The organism is Klebsiella sp. DY2415 (assembly GCF_026314315.1).
Taxonomy (GTDB): Bacteria; Pseudomonadota; Gammaproteobacteria; order Enterobacterales; family Enterobacteriaceae; genus Klebsiella; species Klebsiella ornithinolytica.
This window is the reverse complement of the sequence record NZ_CP111115.1, coordinates 854166-866534: the sequence shown is the minus strand read 5'-3', so window position 1 is coordinate 866534 and position 12369 is coordinate 854166. Positions and strand designations below refer to the sequence as shown.

Annotated in this window: 13 protein-coding genes and 1 other RNA gene; 4 read left to right on the top strand and 10 right to left on the bottom strand. The window is 56.7% G+C overall.

From position 1 onward, the window contains the following. Positions 1-169: 169 nt before the first annotated feature. Genes ubiI through OQV00_RS04140 form a run of 4 tightly spaced genes read right to left on the bottom strand, consistent with a single transcriptional unit; the run spans position 170 to position 4476 of the window. Positions 170-1372 carry an FAD-dependent 2-octaprenylphenol hydroxylase gene (gene ubiI, locus OQV00_RS04155; RefSeq protein WP_004867398.1) on the bottom strand — a complete coding sequence of 401 codons (1203 nt, stop codon included), beginning with the start codon at positions 1370-1372 and terminating at the stop codon, positions 170-172. Between the two features lie 10 nt (positions 1373-1382). Continuing rightward, a complete protein-coding gene (gene ubiH, locus OQV00_RS04150) occupies positions 1383-2561 on the bottom strand; it encodes a 2-octaprenyl-6-methoxyphenyl hydroxylase (RefSeq protein WP_004867400.1) in 1179 nt (392 codons plus the stop codon). Beyond that, complete coding sequence (pepP, locus tag OQV00_RS04145) at positions 2558-3874, bottom strand: Xaa-Pro aminopeptidase (protein ID WP_015585773.1); 1317 nt, start codon at positions 3872-3874, stop codon at positions 2558-2560. Before pepP ends, ubiH begins: the two co-directional genes overlap by 4 nt. A 23-nt stretch (positions 3875-3897) precedes the next feature. After that, the gene (locus OQV00_RS04140; protein WP_015585772.1) at positions 3898-4476 is read right to left on the bottom strand and encodes a YecA/YgfB family protein; all 579 of its coding nucleotides are present in this window, start codon (positions 4474-4476) and stop codon (positions 3898-3900) included. Positions 4477-4642: 166 nt separating this feature from the next. Here OQV00_RS04140 and zapA point away from each other — a divergent pair, with 166 nt between their 5' ends. The 3 genes from zapA to OQV00_RS04125 all read left to right on the top strand — a co-directional run bounded on the left by zapA (position 4643) and on the right by OQV00_RS04125 (position 5919). Continuing rightward, complete coding sequence (gene zapA, locus OQV00_RS04135) at positions 4643-4972, top strand: cell division protein ZapA (protein WP_004867406.1); 330 nt, start codon at positions 4643-4645, stop codon at positions 4970-4972. 41 nt (positions 4973-5013) lie between these two features. Continuing rightward, positions 5014-5197, top strand: a non-coding RNA gene (gene ssrS, locus OQV00_RS04130) — 6S RNA. 122 nt (positions 5198-5319) lie between these two features. After that, complete coding sequence (locus tag OQV00_RS04125) at positions 5320-5919, top strand: 5-formyltetrahydrofolate cyclo-ligase (RefSeq protein WP_015585771.1); 600 nt, start codon at positions 5320-5322, stop codon at positions 5917-5919. 1 nt (position 5920) lies between these two features. Here the strand turns inward: OQV00_RS04125 and OQV00_RS04120 are convergent, their stop codons facing one another. The 3 genes from OQV00_RS04120 to rpiA form a co-directional block, all read right to left on the bottom strand. Beyond that, a complete protein-coding gene (locus tag OQV00_RS04120; RefSeq protein WP_032690801.1) occupies positions 5921-6535 on the bottom strand; it encodes a DUF2238 domain-containing protein in 615 nt (204 codons plus the stop codon). 33 nt (positions 6536-6568) lie between these two features. After that, positions 6569-7801 (bottom strand): phosphoglycerate dehydrogenase, encoded by a 1233-nt coding sequence (gene serA, locus OQV00_RS04115; RefSeq protein ID WP_004867414.1) that lies wholly within the window; start codon positions 7799-7801, stop codon positions 6569-6571. A 267-nt stretch (positions 7802-8068) separates the two neighbouring features. Beyond that, positions 8069-8728, bottom strand: a complete 660-nt coding sequence (rpiA, locus tag OQV00_RS04110; protein ID WP_004867416.1) for a ribose-5-phosphate isomerase RpiA — start codon at positions 8726-8728, stop codon at positions 8069-8071. Positions 8729-8895: 167 nt separating this feature from the next. On the opposite strand from rpiA, the gene argP reads away from it, so the two are divergent. Beyond that, on the top strand, positions 8896-9789 hold the full coding sequence (argP, locus tag OQV00_RS04105; RefSeq protein WP_004867418.1) for a DNA-binding transcriptional regulator ArgP: 894 nt from the start codon (positions 8896-8898) through the stop codon (positions 9787-9789). Positions 9790-9842: 53 nt separating this feature from the next. Here argP and OQV00_RS04100 read toward each other — a convergent pair whose 3' ends face one another. From OQV00_RS04100 to mscS, 3 genes are all read right to left on the bottom strand, one after another. Then, complete coding sequence (locus tag OQV00_RS04100; protein ID WP_015585769.1) at positions 9843-10604, bottom strand: oxidative stress defense protein; 762 nt, start codon at positions 10602-10604, stop codon at positions 9843-9845. An 85-nt stretch (positions 10605-10689) separates the two neighbouring features. Further along, positions 10690-11331: an arginine exporter ArgO gene (gene argO, locus OQV00_RS04095; RefSeq protein WP_015585768.1), complete on the bottom strand. Its 642-nt coding sequence runs from the start codon at positions 11329-11331 to the stop codon at positions 10690-10692. Between the two features lie 149 nt (positions 11332-11480). Beyond that, entirely contained in the window at positions 11481-12338 is an 858-nt protein-coding gene (gene mscS, locus OQV00_RS04090) for a small-conductance mechanosensitive channel MscS (protein ID WP_004867425.1), read from the bottom strand. Positions 12339-12369 lie beyond the last annotated feature (31 nt).

Below are 12369 nucleotides of genomic sequence, written 5' to 3'. Positions count from 1 at the left end.
TGATATTACCGAGCATGATGGTATTTTATGCGAAAAAAGAGGCCTGTTTTCTGTTGCAAAAAAAGAGAGGCATTAATAAAACTAATGCGAAAAAATGGGTGAGATTAGATTATTTCAAATGAGAGGAGAAAACCCGGCGCCGGGGCCGGGAGAGAGAAGTGTGACGCGCTTAACGTAACCAGGCAGGAAGATCGTTTAAGCCCATGGCCTGGCGAATCAACTGCGGTTTGACGCCCGGTAGCGTATCCGCCAGTTTGAGGCCAATATCGCGCAGCAGTTTCTTCGCCGGGTGGCTGCCAGAGAACATTTCGCGGAAGCCCTGCATCCCCGCCAGCATCAGCGCGGCACTGTGCTTACGGCTACGTTCATAGCGACGTAGATACAGGTACTGACCAATATCCTTGCCCTGCGCATGCAGACGACGGAGTTCATCGATCAGTTCCGCTGCATCCATAAAGCCCAGATTTACCCCCTGGCCGGCCAGCGGGTGGATAGTGTGCGCGGCATCGCCAACCAGCGCCAGACGATGCGCGGCGAACTGGCGCGCGTAGCGACCGGTCAACGGGAAAGTCTGACGCTCGCTTGCAAGCTGGCACAGGCCAAGCCGGTTATCGAAGGCAATATTCAGCGCCTGATTAAACACCGCCTCGTCGGCCAGCTGCATCCGCTGTGCTTCCTGCGGCGACAGCGACCAGACGATCGAACACAGATGCGGATCGTTCAGCGGCAGAAACGCCAGAATGCCATCGCCGTGAAACGCCTGACGGGCAATCGCCTGATGCGGTTCTTCGGTTCGGATAGTGGCAACCAGCGCATGATGGCGGTAGTCCCAGAACGTCAGCGGTATATCCGCTTTGTTGCGCAACCAGGAGTTTGCTCCGTCGGCGCCGACCACCAGCCTGGCGGTCAGCATCTTGCCATCCTGCAAGCTGAGAAATGCTTCGTTTTCTCCCCACGCCACCTGCTGCAGCTGAGCCGGGGCCAGCAGCGTGACGTCGGCGCAACGCTGCGCCTTTTGCCACAGCGCATGATGAACGATCGCATTTTCAATAATATGGCCAAGGTGGCTGAAGCCCATACTCTGGTCATCAAAGCTGATGTGGCCAAAGCTGTCCTTATCCCACACTTCCATACCGTGATAACAGCTGGCGCGCCGGGCGATAATCTCCGGCCAGACATCCAGCCGGGTCAGCAGTTTTTCGCTGGCGGCGTTAATGGCTGATACCCGCAGCGCCGGCGGCGCATCGGCGTTTAACGGCTGCGGCTCGGCTTGTTCCAGCACCGCAACCCGCAGCCCGCTCCCCTGCAAACCGCAGGCTACCGCCAGGCCCACCATGCCACCGCCAACAATGGCAACATCAACACTTTGCACGTTCAACTCCTTAACGAGGAACCCAACCAAGGGTACGCTGCGCCAGCGCGTCACGCGCCGGGGTAAATAATTCCATCGCCATCAGACCCACGTTACGCCCCGCCACCAGCGGCGCCCAACGATTAGCAAACAGATGCACCAGCCCATCGGTCACGCCGATAGTCGCGGCCTTATCATCCGCTCGCCGCGCCTGATAGTGACAAAGAAGTGAGTAATCGCCGGGGTCCTGCCCGTTAGCGCAGGCCTGCGCCAGCGTTTCCGCCAGGCTCATCACATCCCGCAGACCGAGATTAAAGCCCTGCCCGGCGATGGGATGCAGCGTCTGCGCCGCATTACCGACCAGCGCCAGGCGATGGGAAACCGGGCGCATAGCGGTGGTCAACGTCAAGGGATAAACGCTGCGCTTCCCGGCATGCGTGATGCGCCCCAGCCGCCAGCCAAATGCCTGCTGCAGCTGCTCGCAAAATTGCGCATCGGACCAACCCAGGACCTCATCGCGCCGCGACTGCGGGTGACACCATACCAACGAACAGCGTCCGTGTGACATCGGCAGCATGGCCAGCGGACCATGTTCGGTGAAGCGTTCAAAGGCACGCCCTTCATGGGGCAACGCCGTGCTGACGTTGGCAATAATCGCCAGCTGCTCGTAAGGCTGCTGCTGCCAGCTCATGCCGCAGCGGGCGCCCAGCGTGGAGCGCGAACCATCGGCGGCAACCAGCAGCCGGCCTTCGATCGTCTCGCCGCTATCCAGGGTGATGCTGACTCCCTCCTGCCACCGGGTGACGTCTTCGACTTTCGCCGGGCAGTGTAAGGTAATGCCCGGCGCTTCGCGCAGTTGCGCAAACAATCGCTGGCCGATATCGTGCAATTCCACCACCTGGCCAAGCGCCGCCAGGCCGTAATCCTGCGCATCAAGGGTCACGAATCCCGCATGTCCGCGGTCGCTGACGTGAACACGCTGAATCGGCGTCGCGCAATCGGCAATGCCTTGCCAGATGCCGGTACGCGCCAGCTGCTGGCAGGTCCCCGCCGCCAGCGCAATCGCGCGGGCATCAAACCCCGGATGCTGCGACGAATCCGGCTGCGCCGCCTCGACCAGATGTACCGGCAGCGCGCCGTGGGTTAAGCGCGAGATTGCTAACGCCAGGGTTGCCCCGGTCATCCCCCCGCCAACGATCAGGATGCTCATGACCGCCGCGCCGCCGCCATCAGCGCCTCAATATCGTCGGCTTTTTTCACCACGCCGGCGGTGAGGTTTTCGTTGCCGTCTTCGGTAATGACGATATCGTCTTCAATACGCACGCCGATGCCGCGATACTGTGGCGGCACGTCGGCGTCGGCGGCAATATAGAGACCCGGTTCAACGGTCAATACCATGCCCGGCTCAAGGAGACGCGAGCGATCGACATCGTAGCGGCCAACATCATGGACATCGAGTCCCAGCCAGTGGCTCAGACCATGCATAAAGTATGGACGGTGGGCGTTGTTCTCCATCAGCTCGTCAACATCCCCTTTCAGGATGCCGAGGCGCACCAGACCGGTGATCATAATGCGCACCACCTGCTGGTTAACCTGCTGAATGGAGGTGCCAGGACGGTAAAGCTCCAGCGCGGTTTCCAGCGACGCGAGGACAATATCGTAAATCTCGCGCTGCGCCGGGCTGAATTTCCCGTTTACCGGGAAGGTGCGGGTGATATCGCCCGCATAGCCGCGGTATTCACAGCCGGCGTCAATCAGCACCAAATCGCCATCGCGCAGCTCGGATTCGTTTTCCGTGTAATGGAGAATACAGCCGTTTTCCCCACCGCCCACGATGGTGTTATAGGAGGGGAAACGGGCGCCGTGGCGGTTGAATTCATGCAGAATTTCCCCTTCCAGCTGGTATTCGAACATGCCCGGACGGCATTTCTGCATTGCGCGGGTATGAGCCAGCGCGGAAATTTCACCAGCGCGGCGCATCACCTCCAGCTCTTCCGGCGATTTAAACAGGCGCATCTCATGCACCATCGGCCGCCAGTCAATCACAGAGCCGGGCGCCTGCAGATTCTGGCGCCCGCCTTTACGCAGTTTTTCCAGCGCGTTGAAGACGATTTTGTCAGCGTAGGCATATTCGCCCTGGGCAAAATAGATCGCATCGAGGCCGTTAAGCAGCTGGAACAGCTGCTGGTTAATTTCGCTGAACGCCAGAGCGCGGTCGACGCCCAGCTTCGATGGCGCGGCCTCCTGTCCCAGACGACGGCCGAACCAGATCTCTGCGGTCAGATCGCGGACGCGGTTAAACAGCACGCTATGGTTGTGGGTGTCGTCGCTTTTAATCAACACCAGCAGGGCTTCCGGCTCATTAAATCCCGTGAAGTACCAAAAATCGCTGTTCTGCCGGTAGGGGTATTCTGAATCTGCGCTGCGGACCGCTTCCGGTGCGGCGAAAATCAGCGCGGCGCTGCCTGGCTGCATCTGCGCCAGCAATGCCTGGCGACGAGAAAGAAATTCCTGCTGTGTCATGACGCCCCCTCAACAAATTATCATTAGTGTAATGTTGGCTTGCGAACTTCCGGTGCGGTTGGCTGCTGGCGAGAAAAGGTTTCGTGGCACAGCAGCGCAGCGACGCGCACGTACTCGATAATCTCTTCCAACGACATCTCCAGCTCTTCCTGATCTTCGTCTTCGTCGTACCCCAGTTGCGCAATGTTACGCAGGTCGTCGATAGCTTCGCCGGTTTCGTCTTTGATTTTATCCAGTTTAGGCTGCGTGACGCCCAGACCGAGCAGGAAATGGTTAACCCAACCGGCCAGCGCGTCGGCGCGTTCAAACACGCTTACCGCGTCACCTTCCGGTAAATAGAGCTGAAACAAGAAACCGTCGTCTTCCAGCGAGTCGCTGGTCACGGAATGTATGGTGCGCAGAGACTCGGCCAGCTCGTGACCAAATGCGAGGCCTTCGTTAGTCAGGTCGTGCACCAGCGGTTGCCAGCTGCTGTCTTTATTGCCGCCGCACAGGATCCCACTGATCAAACCGTGCATTTCGGCCGGGGTTAAGCCCACGCCCTGTTGGTTCAGTAACTGGTCTACGGCGTTGTAACCAGGCATTTCGTTCTGTATAGACATGCGCATTCGTCATCGTTGGGAGGAATATTCATGGTATGCTACCACTTTGGACCCTGGTGAACCAGAATAGGGCTTGTACCTTCGCACCAGGGTAGCTATAGTGTCGCCCCTTTGCAGTCCCGGATTCGGGCGTGAAGGCCGCGCAGTCAATCAGCAGGAAGGTGGCATGTCTGCACAACCCGTCGATCTCCAAATTTTTGGCCGTTCACTCCGCGTGAATTGCCCGCCTGAACAAAGGGATGCCTTGAATCAGGCAGCTGATGACCTGAATCAGCGGTTGCAAGATTTAAAAGAACGCACTAGAGTCACAAATACTGAGCAGCTGGTCTTCATCGCCGCGTTGAACATCAGCTATGAGTTGACTCAGGAAAAAGCGAAAACCCGCGATTACGCCTCCAGCATGGAACAGCGTATTCGGATGCTTCAGCAGACCATCGAACAAGCGTTGCTTGAGCAAGGTCGCATAAGCGAAAGAACCGGGCCGAAGTTTGAATAACACTTTGCAATTAACTGTGTTAGAGTAAGCGCAAGAACAAAATTTCTCTGAGATGTTTGCAAGCGGGCCAGTCCCCTGAGCCGATATTTCATACCACAAGAATGTGGCGCTCCATGGTTGGTGAGCATGCTCGGTCCGTCCGAGAAGCCTTAAAACTGTGACGACGCATTCACCTTGAACCAAGGGTTCAAGGGTTACAGCCTGCGGCGGCATCTCGGAGATTCCCTTCTTTTCAGTTCCATCCCTCGTGGCTTCCTTTTCGGTTTTTATCACCTTGTGTATTACACTACGCCAACATGCAACTGACCCACGTATTACCGTGCTCATGCTAAATCAGGCGACCCGTCATGACTCAACTTTCTGACACGCAAACTACCCGACAGCGGATTCGTCAACAGATTCGCCAGCAACGCCGTGCGCTGACGGCAGAACAGCAGGCGCAGTTCGCCCGACAGGGTGCCGATCGCGTGATGGCATACCCGCCCGTCGCACAGGCGCAAACCGTCGCTCTGTTTCTGTCATTTGATGGCGAACTCGATACCCGACCGCTGATCGATCGGCTGTGGCAGGCCGGCAAGCAGGTTTATCTGCCCGTACTCCACCCGTTCAGCCCGGGAAATCTGCTGTTTTTGCACTATCACCCGCGCAGTGAACTGGTGACCAACCGGCTTAAAATCGACGAGCCGAAGCTCGATGTACGCGACGTCCTGCCGCTAAGCCAGCTCGATGTACTGATAGTCCCGCTGGTTGCCTTTGATGTCGCCGGACAGCGGCTGGGAATGGGAGGCGGCTTCTACGACAGAACATTGCAGAACTGGCAGGATTATTCCCTGCAGCCTGTTGGCTATGCCCACGATTGCCAGCAGGTCGACGCGCTGCCAACCGAGCACTGGGATATTCCGCTGCCCGCGGTGATTACTCCCTCGGCGCTGTGGCAGTGGCCGTAAGCTAAGGCGTCCCGAGCTTCTTCAGTTGCCGGTTATGCCATCCGCTCAGTAACAAGATCGTCGTCAGCGCCCCCAGCAGCGCGCAGAACATATCCGACTGCGTGTCCCACGGATCGCCCTGGGTGCCGAGAAAATCATCCGCCCCTTGCCCCATCGCCAGTGCCGCCCACCATTCGATAAGCTCGTAGGTGGCGCTGATCGCCAGCGCAATGCAGCACACCAGAAATGAAAGCATCTTGCGCCCGCGCACATAGCCGCCGCGCAGTAGAATTTCCCGCGCCGCCAGCGCCGGAACCAACCCCTGGAAAAAGTGGCCAAGCTTATCGTACGGGTTACGACTTAAATTCAGCCACGCCTGCACATCAAATCCAATCGGTACTTTCGCATACGTATACATTCCCCCTACCATCAAAATAATGGCGTGGAAGAAGATAAGCGTGTAGAGAAGCGGCGTGAGCGGGTAGCGTGAACGCGTCACAAGCAGCAGCGGAACGATGATAATGACCGGCGTCACTTCCATCAGCCAGGTGAGGCTATCGTGGGTGCCCAACCCCGTCCATGCCAGGATCAGCAGCAGCAGGAAGACACCGGTATTCTGTAGCGATGTGCTCATCATTTAAAGGGATCCCCGCAGGGATCCTTTCGTCAATCAGAACAGCAGACGAGCGCGGATGGTGCCCGGGATCGCCTTCATGGCCTGCAGCGCCTGCTGGGCCACATCTTCTTCGGCCTCAATATCAATAACCACGTAGCCCATCTGCGGCGTGGTTTGCAGATACTGTGCAGCAATGTTGATGCTCTGTGCGGCAAAGATCTGGTTGATAGCGGTCAGCACGCCCGGGCGGTTTTCGTGGATGTGCAGCAAACGACGACCGCCGTGCAGCGGCAGCGACACTTCCGGGAAGTTCACCGCAGAGAGGGTCGAACCGTTATCGGAATACTTCGCCAGCTTACCGGCCACTTCCAGACCGATATTCTCCTGCGCTTCCTGAGTGGAACCGCCGATGTGCGGCGTCAGGATCACGTTGTCAAACTCACACAGCGGTGAGCTGAACGGATCGCTGTTGGTCGCTGGTTCGGTCGGGAAGACGTCAATCGCGGCCCCTGCCAGGTGCTTACGCGCCAGCGCATCGCACAGCGCCGGGATATCCACGACCGTACCGCGCGAGGCGTTGATCAGCAGCGCGCCTGGCTTCATCAGCGCCAGCTCTTCTACGCCCATCATATTTTTGGTGGAGGCGTTTTCCGGCACATGCAGACTGACCACATCGCTCATATTCAGCAGGTCAGAGAGGTGCTGGACCTGAGTAGCATTGCCCAGCGGCAGTTTGCTTTCGATATCATAGAAATAGACGTGCATCCCCAGAGATTCAGCCAGAATACCCAGCTGCGTGCCGATGTGCCCGTAGCCGATAATCCCCAGTTTTTTACCACGCGCTTCAAAACTGCCGACCGCCAGCTTGTTCCACACGCCGCGGTGCGCTTTCGCGTTGGCTTCCGGTACGCCGCGCAGCATCAGCAGCAGTTCGCCAATGACCAGCTCGGCAACGGAACGGGTATTTGAGAATGGCGCGTTGAAAACGGGAATCCCGCGTTTCGCTGCGGCGTCTAAATCAACCTGGTTGGTGCCGATACAGAAACAGCCGACCGCCACCAGTTTTTCCGCAGCGGCGAAGATCTCTTCAGTCAGATGAGTACGGGAACGCAGGCCAATGAAATGGGCATCACGGATCGACGCTTTCAGCTCTTCGCTGTCCAGCGCGCCTTTATGAAATTCGATGTTGGTGTAACCTGCCGCGCGAAGATTCTCCACCGCTTTTTGATGCACACCTTCAACCAGCAGAAACTTAATTTTGTCTTTTTCCAGTGATACCTTAGCCATTTCCCCGTCCTGTTTTGTCTTATCTGATGTCGTGCCGAACGAAAGTTCTTCTCAGCAACATATCAAAAAAAACTATCGCGGCAATATGAACGTTTGCGTCGACGACCTGAAGAAATATCACACAGAGGGAAATGGCAGGACAAAACACCAGAAAGAAAAGAAAAGGTAGATTGTTACTAAGGCTGACCGCATAAATGTGACAGAAGTCACCAAATTTGGCCTGGAGAAAAAATATTTGCGAGGGAGCCATTCGCTCCCCCGATAATATTATTTTACGATGGTTTTTACGCCATCGGCGGTTCCAATCAGTGCCACATCCGCGCCGCGGTTGGCAAACAGGCCGACGGTGACGACGCCAGGAATACCGTTAATTTTGTTTTCCAGCGCGATGGCATCAAGAATTTCCAGGCCGAACACGTCAAGAATCACGTTACCGTTATCGGTCACCACCCCCTGGCGATACTCCGGACGGCCGCCCAGCTTCACCAGCTCGCGCGCGACGGCGCTACGCGCCATCGGAATGACTTCAACCGGCAGCGGGAATTTGCCCAGAATATCCACCTGCTTGGAGGCATCGGCGATGCAGATAAACTTGTCTGCTACCGAGGCGATAATCTTTTCACGTGTTAACGCCGCCCCACCGCCTTTGATCATCTGCATATGGCCGTTAATCTCGTCGGCGCCATCAACATAGATCCCCAGGCGGTCCACGCTGTTCAGATCGAAAACCGGAATGCCGAGGCTTTTCAGTTTTTCGGTGGAGGCATCAGAGCTGGAAACAGCGCCTTCAATCTGCCCTTTCATGGTGCCCAGCGCATCGATAAAATGCGCGGCCGTGGAACCCGTACCGACACCGACAATGGTGCCCGGTTGTACATACTGCAATGCCGCCCAGCCTACTGCTTTTTTCAGTTCATCTTGCGTCATGATTATGGTCCGAGATGTGAATACCTGTGGCGCATTATAGAACACCGGGGGGGGAATTGTCCCTGCGGCAGGGTCACACAACTGAACAGACCATTTTTCATCTTCATCAAAAACGAATTTATGTCATAGTGCGAGTTAATGAAAAGTGATAGGGGTACGCCAGAATAATGAAACGACCGGACTACAGAACACTACAGGCGCTGGATGCGGTAATAAGAGAACGTGGGTTTGAGCGCGCCGCGCAGAAGCTCTGCATTACACAGTCCGCCGTCTCTCAGCGTATTAAACAGCTGGAAAATATGTTCGGCCAACCGCTGCTGGTCCGTACCGTGCCGCCGCGTCCGACCGAACAAGGACAGAAACTGCTGGCCCTGCTGCGTCAGGTTGAGCTGCTGGAAGAGGAGTGGCTGGGCGATGAACAGACCGGATCGACGCCGCTGCTGCTGTCGCTGGCGGTCAACGCCGACAGTCTGGCCACCTGGCTGCTGCCCGCGCTGTCTAACGTCCTTTCCGACTCCCCTATCCGCCTCAATCTGCAGGTGGAAGATGAAACGCGTACTCAGGAACGCTTACGCCGCGGTGAAGTGGTCGGTGCAGTGAGTATCCAGCCTCAGGCGTTGCCGAGCTGCCTGGTGGATCAACTCGGGGCGCTGGACTATCTGTTCGTCGCCTCGAAAGAGTTTGCGCAACGCTATTTCCCTAATGGCGTAACCCGCTCGGCGCTGCTGAAAGCGCCGGTTGTCGCGTTCGATCATCTGGATGATATGCATCAGGCGTTTTTACAGCAGAACTTCGATTTGCCGCCGGGCAGCGTCCCGTGCCATATCGTTAACTCTTCGGAAGCCTTTGTACAGCTGGCGCGCCAGGGCACGACCTGCTGCATGATCCCGCATCTGCAGATTGAAAAAGAGCTCAACAGCGGCGAGCTTATCGACCTCACGCCGGGACTGTTTCAGCGTCGGATGCTCTACTGGCATCGCTTCGCGCCGGAAAGCCGGATGATGCGCCGGGTCACCGACGCACTGATCGATTACGGCCACAAGGTGCTGCGTCAGGACTAAGCGCTGGCGATAAAAAAAGCCACTTCAGATGAAGTGGCTTTTTATTTTATGGCTTACTGTGCCGCATCAGGCTGCTTAGCCGGCGCAGCGGGGGCCGGGGCTGGCTGAGCAGGCTGCAGTTCAAAAACAACATCGACCTGATCGTCAAACTGAATGGTCGCCTGCTCGTAGGTTTCCTGCGCCGAAACCGGGGCCGCATCGGCAGCCTTCATCATGCGTACCATCGGGCTCGGCTGGTAGTTCGAAACATGGTAGCGAACGCTATAAACCGGTCCCAGCTTGCTATGGAAACCTGACGCCAGCTCTTGCGCCTGATGCACCGCGTCATCAATGGCCGCTTTACGCGCTTTGTCTTTATAGGCATCCGGTTGCGCAACGCCCAGCGAAACAGAACGAACTTCATTCAGACCCGCTTTCAGCGCGCCATCCAGCAGACCGTTCAGCTTGTCCAGCTGACGCAACGTCACTTCGACGGTGCGCACCGCGCGGTAGCCTTTCAGGATGCTTTTGCCATTCTGATAGTCGTAATCAGGCTGGGTGCGCAGGTTGGCTGAGTTAATATCTTTTTTGGCGATGCCGTTCTTTTCGAGGAAAGAGAGATACTGCGCCACGCGATCGTCGGCCTGCTTTTTCGCCGACGCGGCGTCTTTCGCTGCAACGTTCACTTCAATCGCCAGGGTGGCGATATCCGGCACAGCGGCTACGCTGGCGGTACCCGAAGTCACAATATGCGGGCCATTCGGCAATTCATTTGCCTGTACTGCCATCGCACTCAATCCAATTGCTGCCGCCAGGGCCATGAGTTTTAACTTCACTGTCGTTTCTCCATCTTACATTGGGTCGCCCGTCTACGGACGCATGTCTGCAAGCTTAACGCGTCCGCGGAGAAAGTCCATCGGACTAAGCCTGGTAAAACAGAGCCTGGACATGCTGGAAACCGTCTTTCGCCAGCTGCAGCGCAATAAACCACATCACCAGGCCAACCAGCACGTTAATCATCCGCTGCGCTCGCGCGGTACGTAAGCGTGGTGCCAGCCACGCCGCCAGCAGGGCCAGGCCAAAGAACCACAGGAATGATGCGCTAATGGTGCCTAAGGCAAACCAGCGCTTAGGCTCCACGGCCAGCTGACCTCCCAGGCTGCCCAGCACGACGAAAGTGTCGAGATAGACATGCGGGTTAAGCCAGGTGACCGCCAGCATGGTGACGATAATTTTCCAGCGCCCCTGCTTCATGACTTCCGCACTGGCCAGTTCCAGATTGCTGCTCAGCGCCGTTCTCAAGGCGCCGAAACCGTACCAGAGCAGAAAGGCCACGCCCCCCCAGGTGACCAGCGCCAGCAGCCACGGCGACTGCATCAGCAATGCGCTACCGCCAAAAATACCGGCGCAAATCAGCAACAGATCGCTCAACGCGCACAGGAACGCGATCATCAAATGATACTGTCGGCGAATCCCCTGATTCATCACAAACGCATTTTGCGGCCCGAGCGGCAAAATCATAGCCGCTCCCAGGGCAAGCCCCTGAAAGTAATACGATAACATGGTGTTTTTTCCGGTAGGTCGTTAATGCAGAGGAATATAGCGCGATAAAATCATTAGAGGAAATTGATAATTTTAATCATTAATAAGAGTAGCTAATACAGCAGTGGCAATAAAGGCCAGCATCGCTGGCCTCCGGATCGGCGGCTGTCTTACTCCACTTTCTCCTGCGGACGAACCATATGAACATCCATCTGCGGGTACGGGAAGCTGATGCCGTTGGCGTCAAACTCGCGTTTAATACGCTCCAGCACATCCCAGTATACGCTTTGCAGATCGCTGCTCAGACTCCAGACGCGCACCACATAGTTCACCGACGACGCCCCCAGTTCATGCAGACGTACGGTCATTTCGCGATCTTTGAGGATACGATCTTCCGATTCGATAATACGGGTGAGCAGCTGCTTGACCTTATCGATATCGGCATCGTAGGAGACGCCGATAATAAATTCGTTGCGTCGCGCCGGCTCACGGGAAAAGTTAATGATATTGCCGGCGATAATTTTACCGTTCGGAACCACCACAATTTTACCGTCGGCCGTACGCATGGTCGTAGAGAAAATCTGCACGCTCAGTACCGTACCGGCGACGCCACCGAGATCGACATACTCACCTGCACGGAACGGGCGGAACATCACCAGCAGTACGCCAGCGGCCAGGTTAGACAGCGATCCTTGCAGCGCCAGACCTACGGCTAAACCGGCGGCACCGAGGACGGCGATCACCGATGCCGTCTGCACGCCTACGCGACCTAATGCCGCAATCAGGGTGAACGCGACAACGGCATAGCGCACCAGGGCGGACAGAAAATCGGCAACGGTCGCATCAATCTTACGCGCCAGCATCAGTCGGTTCACCGTATTAGAGATGACCCGTGCCACAATCATACCGATGATAATAATCGCGATAGCGGCAACGATATTGACGGCATAGCTCAGCAGTAATTCTTGATTGCGCACCAGCCAGGAACTGGCGTTGTGTAGGCTATCGCCAACGTTCAACTCTTCCATTTAATCTTCCTTATGAATACCCGTAGGGGGA